16 protein-coding genes are annotated in these 17,287 nt (G+C 44.0%); all 16 read right to left on the reverse strand.

Annotated features, from left to right (window positions below):
- Positions 1-399, reverse strand: a 399-nt coding sequence (locus EKM84_RS12850; RefSeq protein ID WP_263853642.1) for a GH25 family lysozyme, incomplete at its 3' end; no start/stop codon positions are given.
- Entirely contained in the window at positions 392-820 is a 429-nt protein-coding gene (locus EKM84_RS12855) for a hypothetical protein (RefSeq protein WP_125766106.1), read from the reverse strand. The genes EKM84_RS12855 and EKM84_RS12850, both read right to left, overlap by 8 nt.
- Before the next feature lie 56 nt (positions 821-876).
- Complete coding sequence (locus tag EKM84_RS12860) at positions 877-1,044, reverse strand: XkdX family protein (protein WP_225418206.1); 168 nt, start codon at positions 1,042-1,044, stop codon at positions 877-879.
- Positions 1,045-1,056: 12 nt separating this feature from the next.
- Positions 1,057-1,503, reverse strand: coding sequence for a hypothetical protein (locus EKM84_RS12865; protein WP_125766108.1), 447 nt, complete (start codon positions 1,501-1,503; stop codon positions 1,057-1,059).
- Positions 1,504-1,536: 33 nt separating this feature from the next.
- Positions 1,537-4,167, reverse strand: coding sequence for a fibronectin type III domain-containing protein (locus tag EKM84_RS14465; protein ID WP_125766109.1), 2,631 nt, complete (start codon positions 4,165-4,167; stop codon positions 1,537-1,539).
- Positions 4,160-4,399, reverse strand: coding sequence for a hypothetical protein (locus EKM84_RS12875; RefSeq protein WP_125766110.1), 240 nt, complete (start codon positions 4,397-4,399; stop codon positions 4,160-4,162). Before EKM84_RS12875 ends, EKM84_RS14465 begins: the two co-directional genes overlap by 8 nt.
- The gene (locus EKM84_RS12880; protein ID WP_125766111.1) at positions 4,396-5,406 is read right to left on the reverse strand and encodes a tail fiber domain-containing protein; all 1,011 of its coding nucleotides are present in this window, start codon (positions 5,404-5,406) and stop codon (positions 4,396-4,398) included. Before EKM84_RS12880 ends, EKM84_RS12875 begins: the two co-directional genes overlap by 4 nt.
- Positions 5,403-7,997 (reverse strand): phage tail spike protein, encoded by a 2,595-nt coding sequence (locus EKM84_RS12885; RefSeq protein WP_125766112.1) that lies wholly within the window; start codon positions 7,995-7,997, stop codon positions 5,403-5,405. The genes EKM84_RS12880 and EKM84_RS12885 overlap by 4 nt, the downstream gene beginning before the upstream one ends.
- 16 nt (positions 7,998-8,013) lie before the next feature.
- A complete protein-coding gene (locus EKM84_RS12890) occupies positions 8,014-10,008 on the reverse strand; it encodes a distal tail protein Dit (RefSeq protein ID WP_125766113.1) in 1,995 nt (664 codons plus the stop codon).
- Entirely contained in the window at positions 9,998-14,512 is a 4,515-nt protein-coding gene (locus tag EKM84_RS12895; protein WP_125766114.1) for a phage tail tape measure protein, read from the reverse strand. The genes EKM84_RS12890 and EKM84_RS12895 overlap by 11 nt, the downstream gene beginning before the upstream one ends.
- A gap of 218 nt (positions 14,513-14,730) precedes the next feature.
- Positions 14,731-15,102: a phage tail assembly chaperone gene (locus EKM84_RS12905; RefSeq protein ID WP_125766116.1), complete on the reverse strand. Its 372-nt coding sequence runs from the start codon at positions 15,100-15,102 to the stop codon at positions 14,731-14,733.
- A gap of 105 nt (positions 15,103-15,207) precedes the next feature.
- Positions 15,208-15,822: a phage tail protein gene (locus tag EKM84_RS12910; protein ID WP_125766117.1), complete on the reverse strand. Its 615-nt coding sequence runs from the start codon at positions 15,820-15,822 to the stop codon at positions 15,208-15,210.
- A gap of 3 nt (positions 15,823-15,825) precedes the next feature.
- Positions 15,826-16,221 (reverse strand): DUF806 family protein, encoded by a 396-nt coding sequence (locus tag EKM84_RS12915; RefSeq protein WP_225418207.1) that lies wholly within the window; start codon positions 16,219-16,221, stop codon positions 15,826-15,828.
- Positions 16,208-16,627: an HK97-gp10 family putative phage morphogenesis protein gene (locus EKM84_RS12920; protein ID WP_125766118.1), complete on the reverse strand. Its 420-nt coding sequence runs from the start codon at positions 16,625-16,627 to the stop codon at positions 16,208-16,210. Before EKM84_RS12920 ends, EKM84_RS12915 begins: the two co-directional genes overlap by 14 nt.
- Positions 16,620-16,976 carry a phage head closure protein gene (locus EKM84_RS12925; RefSeq protein ID WP_125766119.1) on the reverse strand — a complete coding sequence of 119 codons (357 nt, stop codon included), beginning with the start codon at positions 16,974-16,976 and terminating at the stop codon, positions 16,620-16,622. Before EKM84_RS12925 ends, EKM84_RS12920 begins: the two co-directional genes overlap by 8 nt.
- Positions 16,960-17,286, reverse strand: coding sequence for a head-tail connector protein (locus tag EKM84_RS12930; protein ID WP_125766120.1), 327 nt, complete (start codon positions 17,284-17,286; stop codon positions 16,960-16,962). Before EKM84_RS12930 ends, EKM84_RS12925 begins: the two co-directional genes overlap by 17 nt.
- Between the last annotated feature and the right edge of the window lies 1 nt (position 17,287).

Consider the following 17,287-nt stretch of genomic DNA (forward strand, 5'->3'; position numbering starts at 1 on the left):
ATTGAACCAGCTACCCGATCCGTACGTAATCACATTCTTGTACCCGTGACTAATCAGATACCGAAGGAATACGTTAACTTGGCTGGTCGTGGAATATGGTAAGTCGGATGCTTCAACATCGATTGCAAGTACCGTGGACTTATCTAAGCCCATCTTCTTCACCCATGATAGAAAGTATTGAGCTTCAGCTGTTCCCCGACCATGGAAGAAGTGGTAAACCCCAACGGTATCAAACACCTTGAATCCATTAGCAATCTGATTGCCAGCCTTGGGACTGAGATAACCAGTTCCTTCTGTTAGCTTGACCATAATCCCATCAGCGCCCCAACCTTTGAGTTGTTTCATGTAAGCCAGGGAATCAGATTGGTATGATGACAGGTCAACAATCTTTTTAGTCATTGTCGTCAGTCCCTTCTGATGGGGTAATGACCTCCGTTGGTGCCGGGGTAACTACTGGGGCATGATTATCCCCACCGGCTGCCTTGTACGTTTGGTAAGCCTTCTCAACCAATCCTGAGATAGTTTGAACATCTAAATCAAAGCCATTGGCCGTTAATTGAGCGTTGACGAAGCGGATTGCTTCCTTCTTACGATCAGACTTAGATAAGCCAGCCATGACTGCCATTTCTGGCACAATCGTATTCGCCAAGTTTAATCCCAATTCTAATCCTTGCTTGACGTGGATATTCTTTTCAGTCTGTACCTTGTGAGTTAATAGTGGTTTTACCAACTTGTACACAGCGGGAATTAACACCATTAAGAAGGCGACTACACCCGCATTATTAAGCCAATTGAACACATCTGTAATTTCTTTGAACATAATATTCCTCCAATTTTGCGTAAATTAAAAGCACTGACTAACTGGCTGAGTAGAAGCTAGTTAGTGGTGCTTGTGGTCGTTGCTTGAGTTGTTGGCACTACATATGTTTTGCCAGTGATCTGCTTGTATTGATCGGAATTAATGAATCCGTTTTCGACATACCATTCAATATTTGGATCCAAGTAACCGAGTCCGTAGAAAAATGAAATTGTATCAAAGTCCACTATGATTACCTCCTAATTAGTTGCATCTGCATCGGTGCTTTTAGCAGCCACTTGTAATTGCGCCAGTTGGCCGCCAATTTTTGCCATTGCCTTATTAGCTTCGTCAACCGTTACTTTTAGCTGTGCTTGGGAACCACCAATTTTAGCGGCCGCCTGAGCGGTCTGGTCTAGGAGCTTTTTGTACTGAATATTTTGGTCACTGATGGTGTCAACCTGTTTAAGCACCTGGGTGTGCGGGTCATAAGTTACTTCGGCGTCTGGATCATCCACACACAACATTTGTGGCTTGCCGTCAGAGCCTATGATTTGTTTGCCATTATTATCTAGGGCCGGCGTTTGTTTCATCTTGACCATCTTCCAGCCGATATACTCGTCCGCCCCATAAGGCACCGGATCTAAGGCATATACGGCATAGCCAGCCGGCTTATCATCCGGTGCGATTGCGTAAATTGTTTTCATGCTTGATAATCTCCTTTGCTTTTTTGATTAAACTTACAAAGCCTTCTTAAGGAGGCGGGAGCCGATAGTGGAGTCCACGTAAGACGACGAGCCGTCGCCGTACCAGAACCAAAGACCGGAGTAGCCAGCGCCCCAATTCCAGCTGCCACCAGTGTAGACCACATGGTTACCACTGCTAGTAACATAGCTATCGTCATGATAGTAAGTGTTGTATCGGTCGTTGTTAGCGGAAGTAGGAGCCTCCACACTTGGATGATCTTTATCAAATCCAAGACCGGTAATGTTTGAACCTATTGGTTGTAATGAATAATTGAGCTTGTAATAGGGACTTGCGAACATGTCTGACGCATACTTGGTTGCATCATCACACGAGTATAGAGACAAGTTATTAATGTTTAAGCCGTCTGTCCACATTGCCAAGTTGCCATAGAGATTTTCAATCCCGCGGTAAGTCATTGATCCATAGCCATTACTATGGTTAACGTTGCCGGATGATCCCTTAATACCGTCAGCGGCGCCAGCGACTTCTGCTCCAGACAGTACGTCATCAGCAACCCCCTTCATAATTGACTGGGAATCTAGCGTGGCAAATTCTATTGTAAACAGAGTTTGTAGCGCGTCTAGTGTGTGCACATCCCACAAGTGATAACCCTTCTTACCATCTGTGTTATTAGCAACCGCTGAACTTCTTAGCTGAACAATGGTTTGGCTAGTCGTTGGCGTAGCTCCAGTTTTTGACTGTAATTTGCCTGAAATAATCGACCCTTCGTATCGGGAAACATCGACATAGTCTAGCTCTTTCTTATTGTCAAAATCATAGAAACAGTTTGGGAGATACCAGTCATCGCCTTGCTTAACCAGCGAAACTTGCCAAGTGCTTAATGGTTTATTTTGGGTTTTACGGATGTAGAATTTTGGTAAGCGAACAAACGCGTTGCCATACGAATCGGTGACGGTTTTGTCCATCAATCCCCATGGACCACGAGTATCAAAGTCGTTTTGAGCGCCATTGATACCAGCTTTTAGGCCCACCGCAGAATCGGTCCGCTGTAAGGCCCCAGATGATGAGCCATCCCAACTAACGCCGTAAATGTTACCGTCCACGGTTGGCAACGGGTCACTGACCGTAAAGTAGTCGCTCGACCCAACTGCATTTTCAGCATTAACGCGGAACAAGTAATCGTTTCCAGCTTCAATGCCATCAGTAACCGTCCCAGTAAGGCTATCAGGATTTAATGCGACTTTCGTCCAGTCCGTGCCACCTTGCTTTTGATACTCCAGGCTGTATCCGATGATTTCAGAGCCACCATCACTTTCTGGTGCCGTGACCGTGTAGTCGAAGCCTTTTTTGCTAACATCGTACTCAGCTGTCAGTGACGGGATTCCTGGTGCCTTCGCTGTTAGACTCCATTTCCATGTGGTTGTAGTACCGTTATAAGTGAAGCTCCACATCGCCCCGTCTGGGCCGATCCCGTAGCCAGTAACTAAGCCGTCAAAATCGCAGAAATATTCTCCAATAAGCGAATGGCCAGTTGGATTATTTTTAGCGTCAATGTCAACTAAGAGCTTGCCGGTATCTTTGGTGCCGATAATTGATTTCAGTTTGGTATCCACGTCTTCCCCACTAGCAATCACAAACTTAGCGGAGCCATCGTCACCAGTTAATTTGTGTTTTTGCCAGTTAGAAGTATCAGTAGTATGGACAACTTTGCTATCGTCAGCTTTGGTTGCAAGCTGTTGCTGTGTTGCATAATTACTTAGGTCCACTTGCGTGCCATCTTTACCGGCTGGTCCTTGAGGCCCCTGTGGACCGGTTGCTCCATCTTTTCCATCCTTACCGGCTGGTCCTTGAATCTGTCCACAATCCTTCCACGCGTTATTCGTCCAGATATACAGTTCTTCGGCAACTAAGTAACCATCGCCTTCACTAGCCGTTGCTGGAAGCTGGTAAGTAGTGTCAGCCTTACCTTTAATCTCTAGTCCTTGTCCGGTATCACCTTTCGGGCCTTGAATACCTTGGTCACCTTTGTCACCTTTATCACCCTTCGGCCCTTGAGGTCCAGTATCACCAGTTGCACCCGTATCCCCTTTCGGCCCTTGAATTCCTTGTGGGCCCTGAATTCCTTGTGGCCCTTGCAATGTGGCGACTTTGTTAGTTAAGTCAGTCTTAAGCTGATCAAATTCCTGTTGGAAAGTATCAAGACTCATAACCGGAATAACATCTCCAGAATCACTCATAACATTTTCGGTAATCGTGAATCCTTGTGGGTCATCGCTTGGGAAGATGGCGTTGTACGTAGTCGTAGCAGTAGTCGTTGAGGTGGTTGAACCGTCATCGGTTAAGCCCTCTTGACTACCAGGTGTTACTAGGCTGGACAAGGTCACCCAAACTTCAATGGTGTAATCATCGGGTACCAGGGCATTCATGACCTCAGCGTCAACTGGCATGGTAATCAATCCGGCTAATGGCTGCTTAATCGTAGCCATATCAATCGACTTAGTGAATACATAACCGGTGTCATTAGCAACCTTTACATCAATGTCCGTTGCATTAGTTAAGTCGAATGCTGAACCGTCTTGGGTAATCGCCAAATTGAACGATGCTGTGGTATCGAGGTATTTTACCTCATTGTTACCATCGGTAAAGTACAGTTCTTTACTCACTTGCACCGCCTCCTAGGGCATTCGTGGATTCAGTTTTTAACCGGGTTAGTACCAATCGCTTAAACCCAGCCCACATATCTTCCTTGGTTGACCCAGAGAAGGCTGTAGAAGCTTCATCAGCCGTTGCATCGAAGTTACCGTAGGCTTGGTGATTGGTACCACTAAAAACGACCGTGTAGACAACGTGAGTGGTGTTATCTGAGTTCTGCTTGACATCTAAACTAGTAATCATTGAGCATTCTTCCTTTCTAATTGAGTGATCCGGTAGCTGAGTTCATCTATCCGCTGATTGGACTTCTTTAAGGCTGCCAATAAGATGGAAATGGTATTGGACTCGTTTAAGAAGTAATTCCCATTCTCATCAGTGCTAATCATATCGTTGGCAATACTTGCAGTTTTATCTCCAACCTCATTAACGTCATCAATAATCGGGCCAATATGCTGGGAGTCAGCGGAGTTATCGGAATCCTTGTACTTCCATTTTTTAACATCGGTGTTCATAACAGCAGATAAGGCTTCATCTGGTGAATAATCTGTCACATCTCGTTTAGCAGATAAGGCTGACTTCAACTTTGTACCGTTGGAATAAACATCAGCGGCATGGATATCTGTTACACTTCCACCTCCACCTTGCTTTTCAAGGTATAAGGCACCACTATCATCACACGCTATGGTGTGCCCTTTAATTGATAATCCTTTGCTATTAATTCCGTTTGAAACGTCTAGGGTGATAACTCCAGTGTTACCTTCGTTAAGCGTAATCATGCCACCGTAGATATCCGTTGTATACCCATCAATTATGTTACTGGCTTCAAAGCCAGAATTACTCATCGTGAATTTATCTATCCCTGAATCAATGGTAATCGTGCCACCATTGATGGTACTTCCAGATATGTTGACGCCATTAATATTCCCGGCTTGAACGTTACCTAAATTGGCTGATAAGGCTGACAGATATTCAACCGCAAGACTAGTTACGTCCCACTTCTTAAGTGTCCAGCTACCACCAGAATAAAAGTACATTGATGTAGCAGAATTTCCGCTCATAACCACCCACATATCGCCGTCATTATGCTCTTTACCATCATCAAATGGTGTGCTAGTTGATTCGGTAATCGTGCCATCAAGGGACGTCTTGAGGTCTTTAATCTTTTCAGCTAAATCACCAGCACTCGTTGAAGCGTCTTGGGCTAACTTGGTGGCTTCATTAATGTCGACTGAACCCGTTGCAATAATCATCCTTCGACCACCTCCTGATAAGTCTCACCATCATCAATATTGAAAGCAGAATCGTCATCACTGGCACTATCTGAGTCGTCAGTATCATCAGGGATTACCACAGGTTGTTCTACCTCGGTATTTTCTCCCTCATCTTCAGCTGGGTAAGTGACGGCTAAGTCCTTGCTATCATCACGGATACCAATTGGAATTGACCATAATCCCGAGTGACTAATCATGACAGTATGAGCCGTGTCTCGGTACTCGCTGACGTTGAATCCAATTATTAGCTGGTCATGAGCCAAGTCCGGGTATACCCCTTCTGGTTCAAAATGGCCACCGTACTCAATCGGTACAGACAGCTGAATATCCTGTGAAGGCTCAATCTGGTAATTAAAAATGACTGACTGAGTAATGAGATTGATACACATTACTAGTCGGTCATCCTTGTTGTTGACGTCCCCAGCGGTAAAGAAGGCGTATGGGTAGGCAATTGAATTGGCTTGTATCGTGTTGTATTTTCCATTGTTAGTCACACCCGAGGGTACCGGATTCCAGCCAAAGTCTTGTAACTTGAAGCGAATAGTTGGGAAATAATGGCCAGCTTTCAAATCCGAGATATTACATACTTCTACCGTGCCATCCATCTGACTCCCGATCCATAGACCATTTGTTAAATCAACGTTAGGTCTCACGTAAGTTTCCATTTCACACCATTTTGTTACCGTGCTGGAACCACTATTGATTACAGCGTGTGGGGTATATGGGAAGGTTGCTAACCATTTCTTGCCACCACTTAAATCCTTAATCTGGGAGTATATGAGGTTGTTGGCTTCATCGTAACCAAAGGAAGAGCCATGTTGACCACCTTGTACAATCATGGAATTAATTAGCTTGCCATCAGCACTCCAATGTAGGTATTGGCAATCGCTTAGATTGGACTGATTTTGCTTTCCTTTGTACGCATAGCTGGCAAGTACCTCACCATTACTCATTTTGTAAGAAAATTGCAATGCCCCAACGTGATTATTGCCGAACTCATCAGGGTTACCATCAGTGGTCTCCCACAGCTTGTTGAAGGTACCGTCAGCGTTGGCTCCAGTATCTATCCACATTTCTGACTCATCTTTAACGAAGGCGTCATCAATTGATACGATTAAGCTACCAACAAATGGTGGGGTAATGGTGACTTCATAGCCATCCTTAGCATGTTCTGCTTCCCAAGTCAGATTATGAGTCCCGTCTTGTTGGACGTATTCCCAGTTGAAAGCCGCCACTGATAAGAATGACGTAACATTCTCACCTTCAATGAATAACCGGGCAATTACTCGCTTACTGGTATCAGTATTCGTCCATGATTGTCCCAGTGGGGTAATTAAGCTGATACTAGCAGCATTTTGGTTCTTTTTGGCATCTTCAAACAGTTTTTTTACGTGGTCATTCCACCGCTGTTCCATGTTTTTAATGAAATTGGGAGTCACGACTGTAACCGTTGAGAACTCCCCGATGACTACCTTATTTTGAGTTGGGTCACTCTCGGAAGTCGTCCGTTGAATAACTCTGGCTTGCAAAGTTAATACTGGACTCATTGTCAGGTCGATTACCTTAATGGTATCACCTAGTTGAGCGTCAAAATCACTGGTTACATCAACGGAATAATTGACCCGCGGGTGGTTATACAGTCTGAGTGTCTTCAATCCCAGCGATAGTAAGGCATCGGGTTCACTGACCGTAGAACTGGTAATACTACCTTCTAACCAAGTGTTGGCATCGTTGTTGTACAGGCTATTAGCGGCGGCATCAGTGACAAAATTACGACCACCGTTGCCCTTAGCTGTACTGATTGAGGCACCACCGGAACCATAGACATACAGTTTGGTAATCAAGGTAGTATCGACCGTTTCCCGCTTAATACTAAGCATGTTGTCACCATAAGTGATACGTCTACCAGTATTCTGTCCCCGTTGGTCGGATAATTCCAGAATGGTATCTGTCACAATCCCAGAACTATCTAATTTTACGTACCCATCAGCCTCACAATCGTAGGTCGTCAGGATTGTCTGCAATAATGTTTGGGAAGATGATTCCCCATCAATGGAAAAATCTGAAAGTAGCCCAGAAGTTGCATTATCCACCAGGGTTATCCCTGTACCCGCAATAATCCAGTTCATAGCCGCTGGCAAGGTACACTCTTTAATCTCTTTTTTTGTGGGAATTGTCTTCCCTAGTCGCCAGATTAAGAGGTTAATAGCATCGGCTGAAATAAGGTTAGTTCCAGAGGTGTTATCCATGGTCTCATCAACTGTATATATCCGGTAAACCCGCCAGCGATCATTCGCTTGGTCGTAAGCCGCTAAGTGATTTCCTACTCTCAGATATTGGGCCGCTGGACTATCTGCTACCATGGTGAGACCGGTAAAGGTATCATTCCAACTCTTAGAATTAGCGTTGGGGTCAGAGGTGTTGGCTAGACTGGCTTCAGTAATGCTATCGTTTGAGCTATTATCATCGGCAAGTTGTTGCTGAATAGTCTCACCCCAGAATATATTCGTATCAGTCGCCGTATCTAAGGTGGCGACTCGTTTGAGGTTCTTATCAAGAATGACGTACACACGTCTTAGCTCCTTTCTATTTAACCGCTGGCTTGTACTCCAACGTTATATCTGCGTTTGCTGGGTCAGGAGTGAAGTGCATCTCTTGGCTAACATCACCTTCAATTGAAGGGAAGGTAGATAGCCATGACACATACTTATCGACATTTCTACCAGCCACGGTAACCGCGTTATCAGCGGAATCTATGATAATTTCTTCACCGGCGTGGGCAATTACATGGGGAATGTCATCGGGGTCATCTGATCCATCAGAAGTGTATATTTTGAGGTCGGTTAGCGTTTCAAAGTCAGAATAATATCCAACTGGTGGTTTAACTAAATCTTCTTTGATATCGTGTTTCATGAAGGTGGCCGCCACGTTAGCCAGGGCAAAGCCAAACTTGCCCGACTTATCTAATTTCTCCTTGTGAATGTGGACTTTTCCCTCAGTATTAACTGAGTATGCTACCCCAGTCTTAGGATTGAACTCGTTAATCTCAGCTACCCAGTTGTCATAAACCTTGCCACCAATGGTCTTCTTTTGACGTTCTAAGGAGAACTCGCCAAAGAAGTTAGAATAAGCGTCAGAGTTCATGTACGTGGTCTCCATTACATAAGTCTTAATGGTTTTTGACTTGGTCCTAACCCTTGGTTTAGACACCCTGGTAGATTTACGCTTACCACCAGATTTTCTCTTGGTGACCTTCTTAGTTGCCTTCTTTTTCCTTCTCCTTCTCCTAGTTTTCTTCCTAGCAGCGGACTTGAAGGCTTCCCGTTGAAGGGTAGCTTGATACAGTCTGGCTGATTTAGCTTTGGACTTAGCTTTGGACTTAATCTTAACCTTTACCGTCTTAGTTAAATGAACCCTTACATCATGATGATTTTGTCCTTTAACTTTACGGCCACCCTCGTTGTACAAAAGGGTGAGGTACTTGCCTTTATCTGTGGTGGCATTAAATGAACTCCCCAGTTGAATGTAACCACGGGGGTACCGGCCTTGTGCATAATCAGTAATACCCATTCGTCCACATACATTGCCATTAGAGTCCAGCAGATAGCCTTCAACTTTTCCCATGGCCCGTTCATTTTCCATCCGCTTGATATGATGGAACCGCATAGATACTTTCCAATAATTACTAATCTTGGGGATACCTTGGTGAATAATAACGGGACCGTAGAAGTCCTTGTGCTTGCCAGTTGTACCCCAGTTGTAATGGCCTTTACTATCCTTGGCGACCATTAATGCTGAGGCTGTAGCGGTTGCTTTACCATCATTTTCTCCGCGGTATACCTTAATTTCTTGGGTATCCTGACCAGCTTGAAACCATGTGCTCATTGAGTTACAAGGATCGTGTACCTGCAATTCTTGGTGAGGCGTTAAGCTAGTTACATGACCGTTAGCATCGGTAACCGTTGAACCATCGTCAACATGGTACCCAACGGCCACATACTGGTCTCCCAAGGTGTAACCAAAGTAGTACAGGTCAGTTTTGGGAATGATATGAATTACCGGTTGAACAGCAGTGTTACCAGCTGGACTGATAACCTGCTCATTACTGGTAATCTTAATGTCCCGTTGAGGCAAGAATCCTCGTGGGTCAGCCAGCATGAAGGTTAGTGTAGTTGTACAGTCTTGTACCCCTTCGTTGATGAAGGTTGGGGTAGGAATGGCTGTAAAGTGACCATAATAGACAACCTCTGGCTGGTCATTGAACCGTAACGGGTACTGAGTGTCAGCATCATCATGCGTGTTAATTAAAGCCTTGGACAGATTGGTAATAATCCGGTTGTAATCGTCTCTATCAGTGGGGAACAGTGTAATCGGAATATCTATCTGCTTTTCCCCATAAGAATTACCTAAAAAAACGCCCCCATATCTACCGGGAACGTCTTGGAAGGATTCGGTTATCGTTGGGGCAATCGGCTTTGATACGTGGTTAACTAATACTTCCAAATCTTCTTCAGAATTGAAACCACCGGTTCCGTTCTCATCGAAGGCATAATCGAAAGTGTTAACATCATTAAATGCCATTATTGATATAACCCCTTCCTAGATTTTTACTTACATCTTTTTTTGTTTTTACTCGGTTATAGCCACTGTAAATAGCGTTATCAGATACGACAGCGGGTACTGGATTCTGCTGACCAGAGATTAATTCAGCCATCAATCCGATAATCTCTTTTCCTTGCTTAATAAGTTCAGATAAATCAGTTGATTGAGTTGCTTGGTTAGTGGATTGTTGTGGCTTATCCGTCTTAGCAAACTCTTTCATGGTGGTGTCCATAATCTGGTATGCTCGGGCACGTTTAGTAATATCCCAAGGCACGATTGACTCAGTCTTATTGCCTTCTGAGAGATGTGCCAGTTGGGCAACCTTTGAGATACCACCATCAGCGTACCAACCGATATTCTTCTCGTGGTTATACGCTTGTTGAATTGAGTGATAATTGCCATCATTGACGTACCATTTCATCCATTTAAGCTGGGTGATTGGATTAGTCCTCCAGTCTGAACCAGACCGGGCCATCTTAGAAGCTGGCAATGCTTGTGGTAATCCATAAGCACCACTACCAGAGTTAGTAGCTTTAGGGTTCCAGCCTGATTCCTTGGTAATGATGTAATTGTACATACCATAATCAGAGGTTGGGATACCAGCCTGTTTCAACCAGTGCATGTGGTCACCAGAAGGCTTAGCAGAACTCCCGGTAGTTGAGGAATTGTCCCCAAACATATCAGCAAGCTTGGACATAAACTTGAAGAAGCCTGAACCAACTTGGGACTTAATTCCCTTAGTATTGCCAGTACCTTTCTTTGAGGAGTCGTCACCCTTGCCACCATTCAATTGAGCAATCCGCCGTAATCCGGCAAATCCACCCATGAATCCTTTGATTGGTGCCGACTTGATTCCATCTGTGGGGTTCTCGGCATTCCACATCCGTCCAGCACCATTAGTAGAAGTGACAACGCCTACGTGGCCACTACCACCGGCACCCCAAAAGGCTAGGTCACCGGGAACAGCTTTACCCCAGCTTACTGAATGGGTTGAATTGTACTCTGGAACAGTTGTGGAACCAGATAGGGTAACCCCAATGTGCTTAAGGGCTTCATATACCAATCCGGAACAGTCATAATAGTTGGGCCCTAAGCGTCCTTTGGTTTCTGAGTACTTGTAATTAGCCCGTTTAGAAAGCTTCATGGCTTCTTCAATAAACTTTTTACGGGTACCAGATCCAGTTGCCCCACCGTCTCCATCTAAATCAACCATTGACCAGAGGGAACTCCACCAGTTACCAGCTTGCTTCTTGACGTTATTGAACATACCTTTGGTGATATCAGCAACAACGCCAGCACCAGCCTTAGTGTAATTGAACATTGAGTCCAGACTCTTAATTGGGTGAGCAATAATCTTTTCAGCAGTCGTGAAAAACTTCTTCAATCCAGCTGTTTTTTTGACTAACCAGCCAGATACATCTCCGATGCCTGAGCCAATACCACTCATAATATTTCCGAACCAATTACCGCTACCTTTGGCAAAGTGGGTAATCCCTTGCATACCCATAAATAGCTTGGTCTCAGAGGCGTTCAGAACCTCTGTACCAGCTGGTAACATGGCCTTGGTATTTCTACCCTGCACAATGCCGGATTGCCCGTTAGGCAAGAATACAGCCTCTTTATTACCCGTCTCAGGGGAATCATTGCCATCATTTAGTACCGCCATGGTAGGCTTAGTGATTGCCTTACGGGTACCCGAGAAGGCACCAGTACCAGTAGCAAAGTGTACATGACCAATATCCCCAATGGCTTTCTTTTTACCACCAAAGGTATGAATAACACCGTCAACCAGATTGATACCTGAATTAATGATGTTAATCATATCGTTCATGCCATCCTTAGCTAGACCCTTTAAGTCTTTCCACAATCCTGAGAAGATACTCTTAACGCCAGATACTAGGCTGGTCCATCCATTTTTAAAACTCTTCTTGAATGCCCCTAACCAAGTGCCCATTGAAATTCCAAATACTTTTGTGTGCTTCAAATCCTTGTTCCAGTATGAATGGAGCTTGGACCGCATGTTATTCCAATGGTTAGTCCATGAGTTTGCAAAACTCTTCTTGAAACTGTTGAAGTGGCTTCCCATTGAGCCAAAGAATGACTTGGTATTGTGAACCGAGGTATTCCAAGAATGTTTCAGGCTGGTACCAACTGCTGACCAGTGCTTATCCCAAGACTTTTTGAAGCTAGACTTAAACTTGTTCCAATTTCTGCTGATTCCATTGATACCATTCTTAACGGATTTACCAATATGGCCAGCCCATTTACCGATTGATTTACCAAGGTGGACAACGGATTTTACCGTCTTATTTACCCATTCACGGAACGGCTTGATGTGCTTGTACGCTTCATAAAATCCCGCAGCCAAAGCCCCAATAGCAACAACTGCAATACCAATTGGATTAGCATCCAAGGCTACATTGAACAACCATTGAGCGGATGTAACAAGCTTTTGAACGACCACCAAATTTTTAATTACTCCGATAGCCTCAGTAGTTGCGGCAATGAATCGAGCAATCTTCGAAACGGCTAAAACACTACCAAAGGCAACGGCAAAGGCAGCGATTGTTTTGGTGTGTTTGGAAGCAAACTCGATAATCTTAAGGAATCCACTAGCAAGTTTAGCTACGCCGCCAATTAACCAAGTGAGACCTTTCTGAGTATCCTTGTTGTTGAAGGCCTTAGTCATATCTTGAGTCGCTCTAGTAATAACAGGCAATAACTTGGTACCCATCATAATTTCTAGCTGTTGACCAGCCATTTTGAATCGCTCTACGTTCATCTTGGCGTTATCTGAGTTTCGTTTAGCTAATGTCTCAACGTATTTTCCTTTTTCTCCAGCTTTGGTAACATCATCTGTTAACTTTTTTAGTGACCCATCATACTTAGCTAACGTTTGGGCAGCTTGCATACCGGTTTGGCCGAAAATTCGCTTAAAGACATCTGCTTTATCAGCACCACCAAGCTTCTTGGTATGGTCTTCGATAATTTTGAAGATTGCTGGCAGAGACTTGAAGTTTCCTTTTGCATCTTGGAAAACTTTGGTAGACTTAATGCCAATTTCTTTCAAAGCGCCCATAGCTGCATTCGTTGGGGAAGCCAAGCTAGTAATTGTCTTACGTAGACCAGTGCCTGCCTTATCAGCTTCCATACCGTGATTAGACAACTCCCCCATTGCTGCAGAAGTCTGCTCAATTGAGAAGCCGGCATTTTTAGCCGTGTCCCCAACGTATTCCATACCTTTACCTAAGCTATGAAAGTCAGTAGCGGTAACGTCTGAAGCATACGCCAGATCATTAACGACCCGTTTTGTATTCTTCATCATTTTAGCCGTGTTATTGGTCTTCATGCCGAAGGCTTCAATCGCCTGTGAAGAAACCTTAATGACATCTTTAAAGTCGTCTCCGGAAGCCACGGAAGCTTGTAATTCTGACTTCATAACGGCGATAGCTTCGGCACCAGTATGACCACGCTTAATTAAGTCTTGATATTGCTCTGCGATTTCTTGCTGTGCTACCCCATACTTAACAGAATACTTGGCGCCATCTCGTTGCATCTTAGAAACTTGAGAAATAGCCTGACGTGCTTTCTCACCAGAAGTAACTAACAAATTTTGATTGACCTGGTACACCTTGTTTAAATTTGTGGCCTTTTTGGCACCAGCAATCGTCGCAGCACCCAAACTAGTCAAACCGGCTGCGGCCGTAATTGCGGCGCCTTTAAATGCTTGACCAATATTCGCAATCCTGTGTCTAGCTTTGGCCGCCCCATCTGACAGCTTAGCCATACTACTACTCATGGTGCCATACTTACCGGCTAATCGGCCGATCTCAGTTTTCTGTTTAGCCATTGAGGCAGTTGTTTGATTAACCCGAACAAGTTGCTTATTGTAGGCTTCACTGGCCCCACCAGAACTAGTCTTAAGCTTGGCTAACTCATTTTGCTGGATTTTCAACTGATCCGAAAGATTACGGTAGGACTCCCGTAGACCGTTAAGCTTAGCCCTACCAGCTTGGGCTTTATTTCCTTGATTCTCTAAAGCTTCTGCATAAGACTTGGAGACTGACGTGATTGACTTGTACCGTTCTTGCAAGTCAGCCAAGCCAGATTGATAATAGTCTACTGATTTTTTGGCACGGCCTTGTTGGGCAGTTAAGGACGCCATCTTATTCTCAGCATTAGCTAAATCCTTAGAAAGCCGAGCATAGTTATCACTGCCTTTAGTCGTTGAAGTATCAAGGCTTGCTTGACGCTCTTTCAACTTATCAATTTTGGCTTGTAAAGCTTGCATGGTCTTTCCAAGACCTTCATATTTAGCTTGTGCTGCACCCAAGCTATCCTTTGCAGACTTCAAACTAATCTCATTAGCTTTCCATTCATTAGTGGTTGCTTTAATAGCGTTGTTCAGAGTTTTCAGACTAGAGGCCGCTGAGACGGTATCTAGCTTAACTTCGGTTGCCATTGTGTTCGATACTTTTGCCATTTATTAATTGCCTCCTCTTAGTCTATTTACCATTGCCATAGGGTCTTCAGCACGTTTATCTTTAGGCTTTGCTTGGTTAATTCTGATCAGTTCGTAATAGTCTTCTCCGTCCAATTGAGATGGCAGTACCCCAGAATTAGCCATCATCTGTTGCTTAAAGTAGGCTTGGTCTTCTTGGGCATCTTCTAAGTCATGAATTAGAACGTTGAGGCGACCCATTACTTTTTTGGGTCTTCTTCTTCCTCATTTTCCTTGAGTGTTTCTTGCCATTGTTCATCAGACAATCCTTGAATTCGTGACAACACATAGCTGATAAAATCGGATAATTCTTCCATCGTTACGGCATTCATTACCGTGTCTAATTCTTTTTCTGACAGCTTTAAAACAGCTTGAAGGAAGCTAGTCATGGCTGTAACCGCCTTTTGAGACTGTTCCATAACTGTTAATGGGTCAGCATCTGAATCTAGTTGCATCTTGTCCATCTTCAACATCAAAATTTGAAGATTAGTGGCTTCATTGACAACCTTTACCGTGGTTTTTACTTCTGCTGATTTTTTCCTCAAGCCTAGTTTGCTGATATTAATTTTCATTTATTTTTCCTTCTTATTTTTTATTTTGCCAAAGGTAATGGCTATGTAAAAAGCCACCCCATAAGGAGTGACTTAGAATGGTTCTATGATTTTACTGTTGTTGGGTTACTTGGCTGGGGTACTACTCGCTGTGTATCCACCGAATACTTCGCTCATCATAGCTGCTTTGTCGAATTCTGTGTCAGCGCTTGTCCAGATCTTGTATGGTTGACCGTCAAAGGTATCAGCCTTCAGTGGGTCCAATCCTTGGTAAGTCAATGTGGTATTAGCATCGGTTTCAGCATTGTTATCCGTACCGTGGTTCATACCAGCTTCAATTAGTTGGCCGTTGGCAAAACCTTCATAAATATCCACACCACCATACGACCGGGAATGTACTAACATTGCAACGTGAGGCTTAGGTAGTTGACGTGTCCAGCCACCTTTGCCATCGTTAACGAATCCCTTTAACTTCTGCAAAATATCAAAGTTAATATCCAAGAATTCGAGGGCGACTTGGGGTTCCATTGAACCGTTTGATACCCGCTTAGGGCCGTCATTGGCATAACCGATTGTACCAGCAGCTTCCAGCCCGGTTACGTTAGCTTGAGTAGCACCTTCTGCGTCTCCATCTACCAAGTAGATACCAGTGGCAGAAATACCTTTTGTAGCATCTGTAATAATGGCACCTGTTGAATCAATTAAACCAAAGGTGACATCTTTAACACCATGTGTACTCATTGATTAATTACCTCTTTTTATTTTTATATTTTTAAATACAGAAAATGCGGCTGTGACTTGTTCAGTGTCTGGATCAACTACGTTAGGGTAGCGAGTAGCGATAATCCACCCATTATCATCAAGCAAGTTCATCAGTTCCAACTGTGCATCTAGTACATTGATCGAAACTGTTTTAGAAAAGAAAATCTGCACTTGAATTGACGCGCTAACTTCAGAAAAGGTGTCGTTTTTATATCCAGAAAGTGGCTCAGAAACACTAGTAATTAGCACTAGCGTCTTTGAACCACTTTTATCAACAACATTCGGTATGTTTTCTGGATATAAATCATCTATCCAGGAGGGTTTATTTGATTTGATAATCTCGTAAACTTGAGTCACCGGAAGCTTAATGAGGATCACCACCCGTCAGTTCCTTGTACTTGGCATATTCAGCAGCTAGAACCTTGTCTTTGCTTGACTGAATGGCCGTATCAATGAAGTGGTCGCCTTTAATATGCACCGTTCCATTATTGAGAAATAACGCTATTCTAGCGTGATTAATCGGATCCTTCTCAAATCCTACCGTTGAATTGCCCGTCGCATATCCATCTACATCGTGATCGTCAGCAACTACCGCGTCCGCTAAATGCTTAACATGGCTCGTGTTCCGGCCATAACGATAATGTTTAGACTTGGCAGCCTGAAAATAACTATCCCGTAGTTGATCAGCGCCAGCCTTAGTAATTACTTGTTGCTGTGCTTTATTTGGCACCTTCTTTTTAACTTGTGAAAAGTAATGCTGTAATTGCTCATCTAAACTAGCCATGCTTAGTCACCACCCGATGGCACGTGATTAGGTCAAAGCCCTCGTTTTGTAAGCCGTCATCCGCCGCAATACTATCAATCTTGTACAGATCCGATCCACGCTGAACTTGCAGCGTCTCGTTAACGGCCGGATTATGGCGAATAAAAAATACCACCGCATTAGTGATTCCAGCTCCGGCTATGGTTAATTGCTGTTGCACATTCAACGACCACTGGCCCGCCCAACAACTAAAGTCTGGTGAAAATTGTTGAATTGGCGTGCCAGTATTCGGATTAACCTCGCCAGTATCAGCATCATGACCAAAGGCGATGCGGAACGTCATTCGTGAAGGATTAATTGCTTTGACCATCAGTGATCGCCTCCATTTTAAGATCATAGAGCCCTCTCAGTTGCCCAATGATCGAATCAACCGGCAGATTAACACTAATTGCCGTGGTCGGAACTAACGAACTCCGATAGTTATAGTAGGCTGAGGCCAATGCCAGCACGGCGGTGTTAAATAAATCAACCACACTGGCATCTTCATAGAAACTATCTAATTCTGTGCCGATCGCCTGCTTGATATAACTTTCAGCCGTATTTAGGTAACCTTTTAGAAGTTCGTCATCAGCATCACCATCTAAGCGTAATGATAATTTCAAATCATCTAGTGTTGGCATT

It is taken from the genome of Levilactobacillus mulengensis, from assembly GCF_003946045.1.
Lineage (GTDB): Bacteria > Bacillota > Bacilli > Lactobacillales > Lactobacillaceae > Levilactobacillus > Levilactobacillus mulengensis.

Coding starts and splice junctions, on each gene's coding strand:
- EKM84_RS12855 (WP_125766106.1), bottom strand. CDS start 820: ATGTTCAAAGAAATTACAGATGTGTTCAATTGGCTTAATAATGCGGGT.
- EKM84_RS12865 (WP_125766108.1), bottom strand. CDS start 1,503: ATGAAAACAATTTACGCAATCGCACCGGATGATAAGCCGGCTGGCTAT.
- EKM84_RS12875 (WP_125766110.1), bottom strand. CDS start 4,399: ATGATTACTAGTTTAGATGTCAAGCAGAACTCAGATAACACCACTCAC.
- EKM84_RS12880 (WP_125766111.1), bottom strand. CDS start 5,406: ATGATTATTGCAACGGGTTCAGTCGACATTAATGAAGCCACCAAGTTA.
- EKM84_RS12890 (WP_125766113.1), bottom strand. CDS start 10,008: ATGGCATTTAATGATGTTAACACTTTCGATTATGCCTTCGATGAGAAC.
- EKM84_RS12895 (WP_125766114.1), bottom strand. CDS start 14,512: ATGGCAAAAGTATCGAACACAATGGCAACCGAAGTTAAGCTAGATACC.
- EKM84_RS12905 (WP_125766116.1), bottom strand. CDS start 15,102: ATGAAAATTAATATCAGCAAACTAGGCTTGAGGAAAAAATCAGCAGAA.
- EKM84_RS12910 (WP_125766117.1), bottom strand. CDS start 15,822: ATGAGTACACATGGTGTTAAAGATGTCACCTTTGGTTTAATTGATTCA.
- EKM84_RS12920 (WP_125766118.1), bottom strand. CDS start 16,627: ATGGCTAGTTTAGATGAGCAATTACAGCATTACTTTTCACAAGTTAAA.
- EKM84_RS12925 (WP_125766119.1), bottom strand. CDS start 16,976: ATGGTCAAAGCAATTAATCCTTCACGAATGACGTTCCGCATCGCCTTT.
- EKM84_RS12930 (WP_125766120.1), bottom strand. CDS start 17,286: ATGCCAACACTAGATGATTTGAAATTATCATTACGCTTAGATGGTGAT.